Raw genomic sequence first — 14,853 nt, forward strand, 5'->3', positions numbered from 1 at the left:
TACCTATGTCAAGCAAAATCGCCAAAATTGCACTTTCCGGCATCACCGGAACCACATTCATGACAATATCAAGCGAATTGATGTCGCTCGCAGGACCAAATTTCAGTGAAGCCGACCACCTGCGCACAATGATAGGCAGGTTGGCGCCTTTTCTTTCCAAAAGAGCCACGATTATTGCAGGATGGGGTGCCCACTACGCTATGGGGATTGTATTTGCAGCAGTTTATGTAGAGCTGTGGGAAACACGCCAGATCAAACATACCATCAAAAATGGACTCATCCTGGGCCTCATGAGCGGACTCTTAGGTTTACTCATCTGGAAGGGTACATTCAAAAAACATCCCATTCCGCCATTTATGAAATACAATTTGTTCTACCTGCAGCGCATCCCTGCCCATGTTGTTTTCGCCGTATTCGCTACCCTGAACTACCGTTTAATGAAACAACAGGAGGAAAAACAAGCTCTTGACACAAGGCTGAAAAATCAGTAAGCAAATCGCTTGGATTGAATTTTAATTCTGATGACTTTTGGGCCTCATACAAATCAACGACAGATGCAATCATTAAAAGGAAAAACAGCAATAATAACAGGAGCAGGAAAGGGATTAGGCAAAGCAATGTCACTGGCACTTGCAGCAGAAGGAGTAAACCTGGGATTGATTGGCCGTACAACTGCTGATCTGGAGCAGTTGCATGCTGAGTTAACAAATCTCTATCCTGGTATCAACGTGGCACACGCTACGGCCGATGTAGGCAGTTATATAGCTGTAAAGGATGCTGTAGAAACGATTACAAAAACATTGAACACAGTAGATATTCTGATTAACAATGCAGGAATACTGAAACATGGCGGAATCCTGGAACTTCCGGTGGAGGAATGGGAACAGGTTATTCAGGTTAATGTATTGGGTACCTATTACATGGTGCATGAAGTACTTCCGTTCTTACTGGAGCGTGGACAGGGTGATATCATCAATATTGCCTCTACTGCGGGAGCAAAGGGTGCTGCAAAAATGAGTGCTTACGGCGCTTCGAAAGCGGCAGTAGTTAATCTTACTGAGTCGCTGATGCAGGAAGTACGTAAGTCGAACATCAGGGTGACCACCTTTAACCCAAGTACAATTGCAACGGATATGACCATTAATGCGAATTTTACTGATGGCAATGCCGAAAAGGTACTGCAACCTGAAGATCTCGCCTTTCTCGTGGTCAACAACCTGAAACTGCCACAAAGAGCTTTTGTAAAAGAGATTGGCCTCTGGTCAACAAACCCATAAAATTTCAGATACCAGGACTACCACGGTTCTGGTATCACTTTTCTGCGAAATTCCGGGCTTCCTCAATCCAATCTTTTCCCTCAGCAATCAGCTGATCAGGCCTGATACCTACATTATCAATCGCGAGCCCCTGATCTATCCGCCTGCTCCTTGATGTAGCCCAGTATAACATGTATGGCATACAGCTGAACGCGCCGCCCCTCATATTGGAATAATCCAGCACCCCCGCCGTATGTTCACCCATTAAGGTCACTTTGCTGCTTTGTTTTGCCATCAGCAAAAACTCTTCAGTGGTGCTGCCACAGTTTTTATTCATCAGGATGATGATCTTTTTGGGGTATGCAGCAATGCTATCACGAGTGATACTCCTGTCCTCAGAGAAAGAAACAGCTTTTCCCTTGTTTGCAGACATCTTCTGAATGACTTCGCCGATAAAAGTTTTTTGGTCAGGGGGAAGCCCCGGTGTGGTTGCCACCGCCGCCCATCCTGCGATATTATCATCCGTAGACCAAACATCTGCACCAGTCAGCCTCATCGTACCCGTATAAAGATAGGGCGTAATCGGCCGGTAAGAAAAATCGGCACCACCTCCATTGCCGCGCAGATCCAGGATCAGATTAGGCATTGCGGCGAGCCGGCCGGCATTGACTTTAAACAATGAATCTATGTTTGCCGCATTCCCCTGGTTGAAGGTGCTGATTTTGAGGTAGAGTGTTTTCGCAGACAATACCTTGCTATCCACCGATGTTTCAGTGACGACGATGTTATTCCTGCGCGGACTCCCCTCCCGTCTCCAGCCGCCCAAGGCATTTTTTTTGACGTCCAGTAATACACTGTTTGGGATATAATATTTATCATACAGTATCCCCTTCAGGGTATCCTGCCCTTCTTTAAGTTCCATGACGACCTCACCAGGCAGCCATTTACCCTTTGCAGAAGAGATGACCACGCCCACATAGTCACGGAAACTATTTTTATTCTTTAATATAGCGATTCTGGAAGTTGAGTCTTCATCGAAATAGATACCAGCTACAGCCTTTGAACCTCTCAATGCAGAGAGCTCTTTGTCAGAAACATTGATATGCTCCAGCTCCCCGGTTCTTCTTTTCAGCCACAGCTTTTCTGTTTCTGCAGAAATCCTGTTCCTGCCTATCTGTATATGCCCGTCCCTGAAGAACTTCAACCAGTCGCTGATCAGCGAAACGCAATAAGCAGGCTTTGTGATAGGTTTCGACTTTTCAAGTGCTGTCTCCGTATGCTTTTGATAACCTGCCAACGTTTGATCATTTACCTTATCCTTAAATCCCGCATAATTGCGTTCGATTTTATCTTTAACATCAGCAAATTCCTTCTGACAGTCACAAACCTGTGCAAATGAAGCAGTAGAATATGTAAGCAGAGCGATGAGTGGTAGTAATTTCATAGGCATCACAAGTATAAACAATACCTGTGACTCTCATACCAATAGTTTAATGATCATTTATTGATAGTTTAAAAATAGATTTGTAATTTTCATTTGAATAGAGCTTAAGTAAACACTCTGATTTTCATCGTCATGCCCTTTTACCACAGTCTTAAATTTCAAAGTCCCGAAGGGCAACGAACGATCAGCAGGCTTCAGGCGCTGAGAACACAACTGACAGCAGAAATCCCTGTCAAGCAGATGGAAAGCAATCTTTTGCTGGCCACCTGGAACATCCGTGAGTTTGGCGGCAGCAAATACGGCGGAAGGCTCGAAGAATCCTATTACTACATTGCAGAAATCATTGCCAGATTCGACCTCATTGCCCTGCAGGAAGTGCGTGAAGATCTCAGTGCATTAAACAGGGTGATGGAAATCCTTGGTTCCTACTGGTCGTACATGTTCACGGATGTCACCGAAGGGCGTGAAGGTAATTCTGAACGTACTGCCTTTTTGTTTGACACCCGTAAAGTGCGGTTTGGCGGACTGGCAGGTCAGCTTGTATTGCCTCCATTGGAAGAGAAAGATCCGGAAAGTGGTCAAACGATCTACAAGCCTGTGAAACAACTTGCAAGGACACCATTTCTATGTGGTTTCAGAGCAGGATGGACAAACTTTACGCTGACTACCGTACATATCCTTTATGGGGATGCCGTTGCCAATGATCCCGAAAGGATTAAAGAAATTGAAGACCTGGCAAAAATGATCGCGAATAAAGCCGCTGAGAAAACAGCCTGGTCGCACAACATGATTCTTCTGGGTGATTTTAATATCTTTAAAAAAGAAGACCATACTTACGAAGCAATTACCAGGGCGGGTTTCGTTACTCCAGAGGCCCTGCAGGAGCTCCCCTCAAATGCGATTAAAAACAAGTTTTATGATCAGATCGCCTTTAAGGTGAGGCCTGGAAAATTTGAAACTACCGGTAAGGCAGGGGTATTTGACTTTTTCCAGTCTCTTTATAAAGATACCGCTGCGGATGAAACTGAATATGCAACTGCCATGGGACCTGCATATCTGCAAAGTTCATCAGGCAAGGCACGTGATGATAAGGGCAAACAGACTTATTACAAAACATATTGGCGCACTTTCCAGATGTCTGACCATCTGCCCATGTGGGTAGAAGTTTGTATAGACCATACTGATAACTATTTAAAGGAAAAATTAGTCTGATCCAATGGAAGATGGCATTCTCAAAAACATATCAAAACACATCCTCCTTAACGATGAAGAAAGATCCCTTTTCAATTCATTACTGAGCTGCAAAACCCTGCCCAAAAAGACCCTGGTGCTGCAGGCAGACCAGGATTGCCGCTACCTGAGTTATGTGTCATCAGGAGCACTGAGGTCTTATTATGTTGACAGAGAGGGCAGGGAATCAACCATCATGTTTGCTATTGCCGACTGGTGGATTACTGACATGTACTGTTACCTGAACAGGAAACCGGCAATGATGCATATAGAAACTATTGAGAAGAGTACCATTTTTCAACTCAGCAGAGCAAACTTTGACCAGCTGCTTGAAGCCGTTCCAAAGTTTGAGAAGTTCTTCAGGATCATGATGCAGAATGCCTACACCCGTGAGCAGCTGAGGGTCATGGAAAACTTATCATTAACAGCCGAGGAAAGGTATCATAGCTTTGTGATGAAATACCCGCAGATCGTCAGGCAGGTTACCAAGAAGCAGATTGCCTCTTATCTTGGTATCACGCCCGAATTTTTAAGCACGCTTAAAAAACCTGAAATTTAATACCATGTCTTAAGGTACCTTAATTTTTTTCTTAAAATCTTTCCATCTATTTGTAAAAACGAAAAAAGATATGCTGATACTAATTGCAGGCCCTTACAGAAGTGGCACAAATGATGATCCGGTTTTAATGCAGCAGAATTTGAGCAAGCTCGAAGCCATGGCTGTTCCATTGTTTAAAAAAGGTCACGTACCCATGATTGGCGAATGGGTAGCTCTGCCGCTCATCCATCTCGCAGGCTCTAAAACTACGGGCGACGACATCTGGAACGAAATCCAGTATCCCTGTGCACACCGGCTGCTCGAAAAATGTGATGCCATCCTGCGCATTGAGGGTGCATCCAAAGGTGCTGATGAGGATGTGCGGATTGGCAAAGAAAGAGGATTGAAGATTTACTTTAACATTGACGAGGTTCCAGATGCAGAATAACCCAGAAACCTCCCTCACTCCTTCCAAGGTCAGTATTTTAAAAACGGAGATCCTCTCTGACGACTGGTATACCTTGCGGAAAATCACTTATTCCTTTGAAAACAAAGATGGTTCAGTTCAACATTTAAGCAGGGAAGCATATGACAGGGGAAATGGTGCGACTATATTGTTATATAATACCGAACTAAGAACAGTTATACTTACAAGGCAGTTCCGGCTCCCCACGTTTATCAATGGCAATGAAACAGGCATGCTAACAGAAGCCTGTGCCGGCTTGCTTGATGATGAAAATTCTGAGGACTGCATCAGAAGAGAAACTGAAGAAGAAACAGGCTATAAAGTCGGCCGCGTGCAGAAAATATTTGAAGCCTACATGTCACCCGGTTCGGTAACAGAAATCCTGCACTTCTTTATTGCTGAGTACAGCCCGAAGATGAAGGTTAGTGAAGGGGGCGGCATGGCAGAGGAACATGAAAACATCGAGGTACTGGAAATGGGTATGGATGAAGCCTTTAATTTGATCCGTACAGGAGAGATCAAAGACGCAAAAACAATCATGCTGCTGCAGTACCTGATGCTCAACATCCGGTAAATACCGGATTATTTCTTTGCCTCAATCAGCAGTTCCGAATTCAGGCGCACATATTCAGGGATTTTAGCTTCCGTTGCCAGTTGTATACCAGCTGCTGCACTTTCTGCTGCTCCCTTTTTATCGCCATTTTTAAGTTGCATCCTTCCTTTCCAAAGTTTGGTCCAGGGCCCTTTTGGATCGGCAGCTTCAGCAGCATTCATCCACTCCAGCGCCTTATTCAGGTCTTTACCGTTTTCGAAATAATATTGTGCTGCCTGAAAATAGGGCTTCTTCTCCCCCTTCATCGCTGCATCAATGCTTGCCATTACTTTGGCATCATATTCAGTGGTCAGATCAACCTTCAGTACGGTATTTTCCCAGGCCAGCTGTAAGGAGGCTTTTCCAGGATAAACGTCTGTAAAACTGATATTGAAAGTTTCCGTTTTATCTTTTGTACTGCCTGCTTTTACTTTCACACGCAAAAAGTCGTCGGCTTCCTTATATTCATAGGCACCCCATTGTTTTGTATTCTTGTTCAGAATTACTGTCCATTCTGATTTCTCCGGGATGGTAAACAAAGCGTACTCCCCTGCCGGAACCGGTTTTCCCGCAAAAGTTACATCTTCGGTAAAGCTGATGACGGTGGCACTGTTTGCCCCGGTGCGCCATACAGCACCATATTGTTCCATCTTACCGAACACCTGACGCCCTTTGGTATTTGGACGCGAATATTTAACCGTTACTTTTCCGAGACCGAAATCCTGGATGATGGTTTGTCCTGAACTTGCTGCCGGGATATTAACACTTTGTGCTTGTGCAGTGCTGTCTAAATAAAGACAAAAAAGCGATAAGAGAGCGATTTTGGAGATAGTTTTCACGTGAGATTTATTTGGTTGTACTAAAGTACAAATATGTTTTTTAATCTTCCAAAACTTTCTCTCCTATCGCCAGCTGCTGCCTGAAACTAATCAGGTAGTTCATCATTTGTTCACATCCATGCCCTCCTGTCGGCAGAGAATTTTTAATACATGATTTGAACAAGAGAAAACAACCCCTTATAAGAATAAGCACTTTTTAATCTAAACTGACAGGGAATACTGGTGTTATTCCTGAAAATCCTACTTATGAAAGACATCATTTTTATACACGGAATGTTCCAGAATCCAAAGAGCTGGAAAAAATGGGAAGCTTTTTTTGCTTCCAAAGGTTACAACTGCATTGCGCCGGCATGGCCACTTCATAGTGGTGAGCCTGCAGCACTAAGAGCCAACCCACCGGCAGGACTAGGAGATCTTGAACTTGACGATATTGTTACAGAGATTGAAACCCTCGTCTTACAGCACGACCGTCCTATTGTTGTTGGCCACTCTGTAGGGGGACTGATTGTTCAGCTGCTGGTCAACCGGGATACTGTTACAGCAGGTATCGCCATAAATTCTGTAGCGCCAAACGCGATGCTGGATTTCGACTGGGGCTTTTTCAAGAACAGTGCCCTGATCGCCAATCCATTTAAAGGAAATGAACCTTTTTATATGGATGAAAAAAGTTTCCACGGATCCTTTGCCAATACGATGAGTGAGGAAGCTTCAAATCAGGCATTTGCAGAATTTGCTACGCACGACAGCCGCAATGTGTTGAGGGATTGTATGGGTGTAAGCGGTCAGCTCGATGTTGAACTTCCTCATGTACCACTATTGTTCATTACCGGAGATAAGGATGAGATCATCCCTAATACCTTAACCAGAAAAAACTTCGAAGCTTATACAGACACGAATAGCGTGACGGCTTTCAGGGAATTTACGGAAAGAAGCCACTATATCTGCGGAGAACCCGGATGGGAAGAAGTAGCCGGATATGTTTACGACTGGCTCCAGAGCCTCGAGCAGCGTACACCAGCTGCAGATAATGTACTGAACAACAATATCTGATAAAAAAAGAAAATCCACTTTTAACAGGTGGATTTTCTTTTTCAACTTACATAGGTTTATAGTTCACCTTTTGCAGTGCGAAGGTTTTAACCGGCACCGCGTTACTGTCCAGCAGCTGACTAAACTGGGCATTCATTACCCACACATCATTACCATTTTGTGTTGCCGTAGAAGGATACGTAAACCTGTCTTCCGTTTGCGTTGATGCAATCACCTTTGCCGTGGACCAGCTATCACTGCTTGTTAGCTTGAACACTTTATCCGTCCCGCCGTTCACTACCATAGTGAGGGTGTTCTTATCCGTCAGGAGCAATCCATCCGCTCCTATAAAAAACTGATCCGTCATGATCCTCTTCACTTCTTTAGGGTTCTTCAGATCAATCTTGAAAAGCTGACCTTTGGCACTGTTATCCACGATCAGAAATCCGTCAGGATGGAAAGCAATACCGTTGAGCCCCACTCCTTCTGTTTTGAATAATTCATCCTTCGCAAAGACAGAAGCTGTACCATCCGGTGTAACTTTGTAAACCGCACCTGCAAAACTGTCCGTAACGTATGCATTTTTCATGTTATCGAAAGTCAGGTCATTCGCAAAGTGTTTACCTGGTAACAATTTGGATAAATCCACGTCTGAAAGCCTTTTGCCGCTTTTTACATCGATACTGATAAGTCGCGCCATTTTCATTCGCGTTGCAGGGTTGGTATACTTGCTGTAGTTGGCATCCGAAACACAGGCAAACAGGCGTTTACCATCAGGACTCAGCTTTAACCCATAGGTAGATTTCAGGGTACTGTCTTTATGCAATACTGAATATGCACCTCCTGGCGTAACCTTTCCTATGCTGCCAAGACGGGCAGATGATACGTAGTATACATTGGCGGCCTTATGGTAAACTGTTCCCTCGGGATAACTTCCCGGCGCATCGAATTCGAGTCTCGGAGAAGGTTCAGGTTTTGATGCGGCAATTGTAGCTATGCTCAGTATGGCAATAGCGATATATCTTTGTGCGTCCATCTTATTTCGTTTTTTTAACAGCGTAAATGTTTCCTGCAGCATCATCAGAGATGTATACAGTTCCGTTTTTGGTGATAGTTATTCCTGCGGGTCTCCCGAAACGGGAATCTCCCTGAAGAAAGCCCGTCAGGAAATCTTCAGCTTTAACAGCAGTTCCATTTTCAAAATGGATACGCTGCACCTTGTAGCCTACAGGTTTCGCCGTGTTCCAGGAGCCATGCCATGCCACAAGTCCGTCGCCCGACCAATCTTTGGGGATGTTCGCAGCGCCATCAAAAAACGCAAAAGCTATGGGAGCCATGTGGGCGGTCATTTCCAATACCGAAGGCTGTGTGCCTTTCACTACGGCTTCCTTCGTATTGCCGGCAGGGTCTTCGCGGCTCTTGTCGATCTCCCTCTTACCATAGGCAAACGGAAACCCATAATCGCCACCCTTTACAATACGGTTTACTTCTTCAGGTGGCCAGTCGTTACCCTTGGTATCCCCACCGTTATCGATACCCCACATCTCTTTGGTCTGCGGGTGCCAGTCGAACCCAATCGTATTGCGCAGTCCGCTGGCATAAACGGTACGACCCCAGGTTTTAGGATCAACCTGTAGCATCACAGCCGTTTCCTTGTCACTTTCCTTACAGTCGTTACAGAGCGAGCCCACACTTATATATAACATCCCATCCGGACCAAAGTCCATTGTACGGTTGGGATGCTGTCCGCCGGCAGGCAGATCTTTGATCAGCAGCTCCCCGGCATCGGTGTTCAGTGTACCATCAGGTTTTACCGGATACCGCTTTACCTCATTACTATTGCAGAGGTACATCCAGCCGTCCTTCATAGTGATGCCATGCACCCCTTTGAAGTTAGCCAGCACGGTAACCAGGTTTTCGAACTTTCCGTCATTATCCTGATCCTGGAGAAGCAGTACATCTCCCCCATCACGGCGGGTAACATAGATTCTGCCTTCGGGACTCGTATAGAGCATCCGGGGTTTCCCCAATCCTGAAGCAGCAACCGAAACCTCAAATCCCTCCGGGACCTTCAGCAATTTCAGCATTGCGGGTTTGTAATCCATCACATCTGCGTAATTGATCACATTCGTGTAGGTGGTCACCTCCTTTACAGGAATGCCACGCTGTGCATTTGCCACTCCTGCACTGAGGAGCATTGCAGACAATGCGAGGTAAGGTAGTTTTTTGTTTTTCATATATCTTGTAGGTTGTGTTGCTAACATGCACCAGCAGTATAAGTTTTACAGAACCACTTTAAACGCAATTCTTGTTACCCCCTGAGGTTGTTACAGCTTTCAACTCCACCTTTGTGGAAATCTTTTATAACGCAAAGAAATTAAAAGGCGCAATTTTTGATATCAATTTGATATAACTTAATAATATGCCGGAACAATCACTTTTATTTGAAGCGTTAAAAGACAACAATTACGAAGAAGCCAGGGAATTACTTAAGGATGAATTAAACCTACCCGCTGATCTCAGCTCCTTTGAAAGAATCAGATTATTTGACAACCTGATTGAACATAAAGCATTTGATATCATTTTACTTTTTGTTGATCACAAGCTCATAGAAACTGATATTTTTGAATATGATACTTTTGAGAACACTATTCTTCAAAAGATAGTATCAAAAGTACAGGACGATGAGAAAAGTCTTTCCTTCCTGGATGAATTTCTCGAAGAGCTGGAGAATATCAATGACAGCGTAAACAGTCAGACGCTTCTGGCTTATGCACTTGAAGCCGGAGCCGCCCCTTTTATTATTGAAAAGTTGATCAGTGCGGGTTCAGACACCGGATGGCTGAACAATGCTGAGCAGAGCTTTTTACATCAGGTAGCCTCCAACAACCGCATTCAGCCTGATACCGCAGCGGCATATCTCCGCCTGCTGATCAGCGAAGGATTGGATGTAAACGCCCAGGATATTGTAAAGAGCACCCCGCTGATCATCGCGATTTCACGCAATAAAACCCATCTGATAGATATCCTGCTGGAGAACGGAGCCAGTGCCAATATCCCGGATAAAGAAGAAGAAACGGCATTCTATCACGCAGTTGTGCATCAGCAAAACTTCAAGCTGTATCAAAAGTTAAAAGAATATGAAAGCCCGGAGTTTGAACACGTCAGCAAGAGCGGCAGTACCCTTTTATTTGAATTCCTCAAAAGGCTGAACCGTGCTGAAGACTCACAGCTGCTGTTTTTAAAGGAACTGCTCGAAGATGGTGCAGACATGTATACACCTTCCGTTTTTTATGGCAGGGAAAGAACTCCCGCTGAAATCGCCGCTGAGAAACCTTTCCCGGTTTTCAATACCATTATGCAGCTGGAGAAGCTGGATATCACGGGCACCGACCAGAATGGTAACTCGCTGTTGCACCAGGTGTGTGGATTTGATATTAATTTTGATCAGGAGGCAGCAAAAGATACTTACAGAAAAGTAAAATTGCTGATCGAAAAAGGCGCGGATGTAAACCTGACCAACAATAAAGATGAAACGCCGCTCGCCCTGGCAATGAGCGATAACCTCAAAACTAAAACGGTAGAACTACTGCTTAAAAACAAATAAACCTGAACCCTATGTCGATGTCTTTTATTATTGCCTGTGAAGCGGGCAAGAGGAAAATTGCGGAAATACTATTAAAGAATAACGAAGTAGATGTGGCCTATGCTGATGAAAAAGGCAGAACTGCTTTACACTACGCCGCACACAGGGGCTATTTAGATATCGTTACTTCCCTGATTGAAGCTGGCGCTGATATCGATTATGAAGATCATAATGGAGAAACCCCTTTGTTTTTCGCGGCATTGCAGAAGCAGAAACAGACGGCGATGTACTTGCTGGAAAAGGGAGCAAAAACGGATATCAGGGATCACCAGGGAAACAGTCTCTTACACCTCAGCGCAAAAATGGCACAGCAGGAGCTGATGGCAGAATTGCTAAAAACCGGCCTGAATGTAGACCAGGAAAACAACGATGCACGTACGCCCCTGATGTATGCAGCAAGGAGCAAGAATATCAATACCGTATCCCAATTGCTAGCTATGGGTGCTATAGTAAATGCGACGGATAAAGCCGGGAATACTTCCCTGTTCCTTGCCGTAGAATCTGGCAGCATTGCCGTTATTTCCTTGCTGCTAGAAAAGGCTGCAGATATTAATCATGCCAACCATAAAGGAGAAACCCCGCTGTTGCTGGCCTGTTATCAAAACAATAATATGGTTATCAAACTATTAGTTGAGCAGGGTGCAGATCTTACGGTTTCTTCAAACAATGGTTTATCACCAATCTGGTATGCCTGCAATCATAATCAAAAAGAGATTGTCAGCCTGTTCCTTAAAAATGGCATGGATGTAAATTATAGCAAAGCCCTCACCAATGACGACGATGCTATGAACTCCTATCTGGATTGGGTGCAGACGGCGAACGACTTATCGGCCGACAGAAATTTCTCTCTCAATAACAGTTACCAGTATGGTGGTGAATGCCTGCTGCATGTTGCGGTTAAAAACGGGCACCTGAGTCTGGCAAAACTGCTGATCGAAAATGGTGCCGACGTAAACATCCAGGATGAGAGTGGTAATACATCCCTGCATTACGCCGCTGCCAATGGCAAAAAGGATATAGTTAAATTATTGATTGATAATGGTGCAGACCCTGCAGTGGTCAATGTGAAGGAACAAAAGGCCATTGATTATTCCAACATCAAAGGCTTTAATGAAATCACTGCCCTCCTGCTTTCATCCGGATCACAGGAAGCCAATGCGGTATTCGCTACCGCCCCTGCGACGGAGCAACCCGCTGCTGCATCCATTAGTAATAAAAAACAGGAACTGCTGGATCTCAAAGATCTGCTGGATGCAGGTATACTCACACAGGAGGAATTTGAAACAGAAAAGCAGAAGATCCTCAGAGGATAAATGATGTTATAGCGGTGCAGTGATTGATCATTGCACCGTAATTACCACCTTGCCCACAGTCCTGCCGCTCTCTATTTTTTCGTGCGCCAAAGCCATCTCTTCAAGGGCTAAGACAGCAGAAATATGAGGCTTAAGCTTCCCGCTCTCCAGCCAGCCGGCCAGTAATTTCATATCCGCTCCGTTTGAGGCAACTTTAAAAACACTACCTACAACTCCATAGGCATTGGCTTCTTCTTCCACGGTATCATTCTTTCCTGAGGGGATACTGATCAGCCTTCCCCCTTTCTCCATCAGCTCCAGGGACCGTTGAATATTATCACCACCCAGCGCATCCAGGCAGAGCGTGATACCGGTTACCTTGTTCTCCAAATCTTCGCCATGATAATCAATATGTTCATCCGCCCCCAGACCAAGTACAAACTCCGCATTTTTTGAAGAGGCTGTACCAATTACATAGGCTCCGGCGATCCTGGCCAGCTGTACGGCAAAATGCCCTACCCCGCCCGCCGCGGCATGGATGAGTACCTTATCTTCAGCAGAAATATTTCCTTTGGTATATAGTGCCTGGTATGCTGTTAAGGCCGCAAGCGTAGTTGCCGCAGCCTCCTCAAAGCTGATATTTGAGGGCTTTAATGCCACATGTGAAGCTGGTGCTGCTACATACTCGGCATATGTCCTGCCATGTCCCGGGAAATTAACCATACCAAATACCTCGTCATTGATCTCAAAATCCACAACCGAGGCTCCCATTTTGATTACTACTCCGGCGACATCCCAACCCAGGATGATGGGGTCGTCATTTTTCAGCATACCAAAAGCTCCACCCCCCTTACGGGTTTTGAAGTCGATGGGATTAATACTGATGGCTTTTACCTGTATCAGTACCTCATCTTTTCCTGGCTCCGGAACAGGTTGTTCAGAGAGTTTCAAGACTTCCGGATCACCGGGTACTTCTATTATTATCGCCTTCATATCTTTCTAATTTAACTAAGTTATACCAATTATACCCACACATGTTGTACAAATCGGTTATTGCACTTACCTTTGTCCCATGCGCAGTGAACATCTCTATCATCCCTTTTCAGTGAGCTTTGAAACGCTTGACGAATATAATAAATCGGAGCACCAGCACAGCTTTTTTGAATTGGTTTATATCATTTCAGGCAAAGGCCGGCAGTGCATCAACCAGTTTAAGTTTGACTATCATGCGGGGCATTTGTTTCTGATAACACCTCAGGACTGCCATTCGTTTGAAATAGACGAAACTACTGAGTTCTTTTTCCTGCGTTTCAATGACATCTATATCAAGTCAAAGGCATTGCAGGTGGAAAACGTTTCGCGGCTTGAATACATTCTGCATAATGCAAATCACAAACCTGGCTGTATATTAAAAAACCAGTCGGACAAAGGACTAGTAAAACCGATGGTGGAAGCGTTACTGCGGGAGTTAGTGAACAAGGACATCTATGACAGGGAGATTACGGAACACCTGGTTAACACCATCATCGTGATTGTTGCCCGCAATATTGCCAAATACCTCCCTGAGCAGGTTTATATGAGTTCTGATCAGAAAATAGTAGACATCTTAAACTACCTGCAGCGTAATATATTTGATCCCGGAAAAACACGTGCCTCTGTGGTTAGCGAACATTTTGGAATATCTGAACACTACCTGGGTAAGTTCTTTAAAAAACACTCGGGCCAAACCATGCAGTCTTATCTGAACAATTACCGCAGCTCACTTATTGAGCACAGATTGAAGCACAGTGACAAGAGGATGAATGAAATAGTTGTGGAAATGGGATTTACAGATGAGAGTCATCTGAATAAATTTTTTAAGAATCAGAAAGGCATCAGCCCCACTGATTACCGGAAAGCTATACTAGCCAATAAAATGAGTACTGCTGTTTAGTCTCCTTTGATCCAGACAGAATCTCCATGGACTTCAAAGCTCATGGTAAAAACACTTTCCAGGGGCAGGTCCCACTCCTTAATCGTCGCTATAATCAACTCAGCTTCACGAAAAGATTTCCCCTGATCCAGTAATGCATGTAAGGCAGTTTCTTCTGTCAGGCTACTGCTCTCCGACATAGCGGATGCTACTTCATTCTGGTTGTTACCAACCAAATTCATTATTTTATTGCTGATCAAATCTTTGAGGCGTAAAATGTATCCGGAAGTAGTCATGATGATATTCATAATGGTAAATGTCAGGATTGAGAACACTCTTAAAAATTGTTAAAAATAAAACGCACAACTGTAATGAATGCAAACAAATATAAGAAACTGTAGATAAAGGTCCACACTTTATTTGAAAATATTTCCATCGCATAAATCGGTCATGACTAATACTCAAACCTATGATATGTAACCATATATAATGATGCCAAAACAATAGCGCAACACAGATTTATTTAAAACCGCGGATTAATACCACTTTAACGTTCACTGTAAGAAATAAAATTACATATCACAACATACCCATTTAATCACAATTGGG

16 protein-coding genes are annotated in these 14,853 nt (G+C 44.3%); 10 read left to right on the plus strand and 6 right to left on the minus strand.

Annotated elements, in window-relative coordinates:
- Positions 1–5 precede the first annotated feature (5 nt).
- Complete coding sequence (locus tag OQY15_RS04050; RefSeq protein ID WP_265788054.1) at positions 6–491, plus strand: hypothetical protein; 486 nt, start codon at positions 6–8, stop codon at positions 489–491.
- Positions 492–554: 63 nt separating this feature from the next.
- Positions 555–1,277 carry a 3-ketoacyl-ACP reductase gene (locus tag OQY15_RS04055; RefSeq protein ID WP_265788056.1) on the plus strand — a complete coding sequence of 241 codons (723 nt, stop codon included), beginning with the start codon at positions 555–557 and terminating at the stop codon, positions 1,275–1,277.
- A gap of 34 nt (positions 1,278–1,311) precedes the next feature.
- Here OQY15_RS04055 and OQY15_RS04060 read toward each other — a convergent pair whose 3' ends face one another.
- Complete coding sequence (locus OQY15_RS04060; protein ID WP_265788058.1) at positions 1,312–2,700, minus strand: S41 family peptidase; 1,389 nt, start codon at positions 2,698–2,700, stop codon at positions 1,312–1,314.
- A gap of 132 nt (positions 2,701–2,832) precedes the next feature.
- On the opposite strand from OQY15_RS04060, the gene OQY15_RS04065 reads away from it, so the two are divergent.
- The 4 genes from OQY15_RS04065 (at position 2,833) to nudK (ending at position 5,508) form a co-directional block, all read left to right on the plus strand.
- Complete coding sequence (locus tag OQY15_RS04065; RefSeq protein WP_265788060.1) at positions 2,833–3,912, plus strand: endonuclease/exonuclease/phosphatase family protein; 1,080 nt, start codon at positions 2,833–2,835, stop codon at positions 3,910–3,912.
- Between the two features lie 4 nt (positions 3,913–3,916).
- Positions 3,917–4,489, plus strand: a complete 573-nt coding sequence (locus tag OQY15_RS04070; protein WP_265788062.1) for a Crp/Fnr family transcriptional regulator — start codon at positions 3,917–3,919, stop codon at positions 4,487–4,489.
- 70 nt (positions 4,490–4,559) lie between these two features.
- Entirely contained in the window at positions 4,560–4,916 is a 357-nt protein-coding gene (locus OQY15_RS04075) for a DUF4406 domain-containing protein (protein ID WP_265788064.1), read from the plus strand.
- On the plus strand, positions 4,906–5,508 hold the full coding sequence (gene nudK, locus OQY15_RS04080; protein ID WP_265788066.1) for a GDP-mannose pyrophosphatase NudK: 603 nt from the start codon (positions 4,906–4,908) through the stop codon (positions 5,506–5,508). Before OQY15_RS04075 ends, nudK begins: the two co-directional genes overlap by 11 nt.
- A gap of 8 nt (positions 5,509–5,516) precedes the next feature.
- Here the strand turns inward: nudK and OQY15_RS04085 are convergent, their stop codons facing one another.
- Positions 5,517–6,365 carry a DUF2911 domain-containing protein gene (locus tag OQY15_RS04085; protein WP_265788068.1) on the minus strand — a complete coding sequence of 283 codons (849 nt, stop codon included), beginning with the start codon at positions 6,363–6,365 and terminating at the stop codon, positions 5,517–5,519.
- Between the two features lie 246 nt (positions 6,366–6,611).
- Between OQY15_RS04085 and OQY15_RS04090 the strand changes: the two genes are divergently transcribed.
- Positions 6,612–7,415 (plus strand): alpha/beta hydrolase, encoded by an 804-nt coding sequence (locus tag OQY15_RS04090; protein ID WP_265788070.1) that lies wholly within the window; start codon positions 6,612–6,614, stop codon positions 7,413–7,415.
- A 46-nt stretch (positions 7,416–7,461) separates the two neighbouring features.
- Here the strand turns inward: OQY15_RS04090 and OQY15_RS04095 are convergent, their stop codons facing one another.
- Both OQY15_RS04095 and OQY15_RS04100 read right to left on the minus strand, forming a co-directional pair.
- Positions 7,462–8,430 carry a gluconolaconase gene (locus OQY15_RS04095; protein ID WP_265788072.1) on the minus strand — a complete coding sequence of 323 codons (969 nt, stop codon included), beginning with the start codon at positions 8,428–8,430 and terminating at the stop codon, positions 7,462–7,464.
- Between the two features lies 1 nt (position 8,431).
- Complete coding sequence (locus tag OQY15_RS04100; protein WP_265788074.1) at positions 8,432–9,631, minus strand: PQQ-dependent sugar dehydrogenase; 1,200 nt, start codon at positions 9,629–9,631, stop codon at positions 8,432–8,434.
- A gap of 185 nt (positions 9,632–9,816) precedes the next feature.
- Between OQY15_RS04100 and OQY15_RS04105 the strand changes: the two genes are divergently transcribed.
- On the plus strand, positions 9,817–11,001 hold the full coding sequence (locus tag OQY15_RS04105; RefSeq protein WP_265788076.1) for an ankyrin repeat domain-containing protein: 1,185 nt from the start codon (positions 9,817–9,819) through the stop codon (positions 10,999–11,001).
- An 11-nt stretch (positions 11,002–11,012) separates the two neighbouring features.
- Positions 11,013–12,353: an ankyrin repeat domain-containing protein gene (locus OQY15_RS04110; RefSeq protein WP_265788078.1), complete on the plus strand. Its 1,341-nt coding sequence runs from the start codon at positions 11,013–11,015 to the stop codon at positions 12,351–12,353.
- Positions 12,354–12,380: 27 nt separating this feature from the next.
- Here OQY15_RS04110 and OQY15_RS04115 read toward each other — a convergent pair whose 3' ends face one another.
- A complete protein-coding gene (locus OQY15_RS04115) occupies positions 12,381–13,325 on the minus strand; it encodes an NADP-dependent oxidoreductase (RefSeq protein WP_265788080.1) in 945 nt (314 codons plus the stop codon).
- Positions 13,326–13,404: 79 nt separating this feature from the next.
- On the opposite strand from OQY15_RS04115, the gene OQY15_RS04120 reads away from it, so the two are divergent.
- Complete coding sequence (locus OQY15_RS04120; protein WP_265788082.1) at positions 13,405–14,265, plus strand: AraC family transcriptional regulator; 861 nt, start codon at positions 13,405–13,407, stop codon at positions 14,263–14,265.
- On the opposite strand, the gene OQY15_RS04125 is transcribed toward OQY15_RS04120, so the two are convergent.
- Positions 14,262–14,552, minus strand: coding sequence for a hypothetical protein (locus OQY15_RS04125; RefSeq protein ID WP_265788084.1), 291 nt, complete (start codon positions 14,550–14,552; stop codon positions 14,262–14,264). The two genes, OQY15_RS04120 and OQY15_RS04125, sit on opposite strands and share 4 nt — an antisense overlap.
- Positions 14,553–14,853 lie beyond the last annotated feature (301 nt).

It is taken from the genome of Pedobacter sp. MC2016-15 (assembly GCF_026239695.1).
Taxonomy (GTDB): domain Bacteria; phylum Bacteroidota; class Bacteroidia; order Sphingobacteriales; family Sphingobacteriaceae; genus Pedobacter.

What these genes read in the sequence shown, in the direction of transcription:
- OQY15_RS04115 (WP_265788080.1), bottom strand. Translation starts at nt 13,325, where the DNA reads ATGAAGGCGATAATAATAGAAGTACCCGGTGATCCGGAAGTCTTGAAA.
- OQY15_RS04110 (WP_265788078.1), top strand. Translation starts at nt 11,013, where the DNA reads ATGTCGATGTCTTTTATTATTGCCTGTGAAGCGGGCAAGAGGAAAATT.
- OQY15_RS04095 (WP_265788072.1), bottom strand. Translation starts at nt 8,430, where the DNA reads ATGGACGCACAAAGATATATCGCTATTGCCATACTGAGCATAGCTACA.
- OQY15_RS04060 (WP_265788058.1), bottom strand. Translation starts at nt 2,700, where the DNA reads ATGAAATTACTACCACTCATCGCTCTGCTTACATATTCTACTGCTTCA.
- OQY15_RS04120 (WP_265788082.1), top strand. Translation starts at nt 13,405, where the DNA reads ATGCGCAGTGAACATCTCTATCATCCCTTTTCAGTGAGCTTTGAAACG.
- OQY15_RS04065 (WP_265788060.1), top strand. Translation starts at nt 2,833, where the DNA reads ATGCCCTTTTACCACAGTCTTAAATTTCAAAGTCCCGAAGGGCAACGA.
- OQY15_RS04125 (WP_265788084.1), bottom strand. Translation starts at nt 14,552, where the DNA reads ATGAATATCATCATGACTACTTCCGGATACATTTTACGCCTCAAAGAT.
- OQY15_RS04090 (WP_265788070.1), top strand. Translation starts at nt 6,612, where the DNA reads ATGAAAGACATCATTTTTATACACGGAATGTTCCAGAATCCAAAGAGC.
- OQY15_RS04050 (WP_265788054.1), top strand. Translation starts at nt 6, where the DNA reads ATGTCAAGCAAAATCGCCAAAATTGCACTTTCCGGCATCACCGGAACC.
- OQY15_RS04070 (WP_265788062.1), top strand. Translation starts at nt 3,917, where the DNA reads ATGGAAGATGGCATTCTCAAAAACATATCAAAACACATCCTCCTTAAC.
- OQY15_RS04100 (WP_265788074.1), bottom strand. Translation starts at nt 9,631, where the DNA reads ATGAAAAACAAAAAACTACCTTACCTCGCATTGTCTGCAATGCTCCTC.
- OQY15_RS04105 (WP_265788076.1), top strand. Translation starts at nt 9,817, where the DNA reads ATGCCGGAACAATCACTTTTATTTGAAGCGTTAAAAGACAACAATTAC.
- OQY15_RS04055 (WP_265788056.1), top strand. Translation starts at nt 555, where the DNA reads ATGCAATCATTAAAAGGAAAAACAGCAATAATAACAGGAGCAGGAAAG.
- OQY15_RS04075 (WP_265788064.1), top strand. Translation starts at nt 4,560, where the DNA reads ATGCTGATACTAATTGCAGGCCCTTACAGAAGTGGCACAAATGATGAT.
- nudK (WP_265788066.1), top strand. Translation starts at nt 4,906, where the DNA reads ATGCAGAATAACCCAGAAACCTCCCTCACTCCTTCCAAGGTCAGTATT.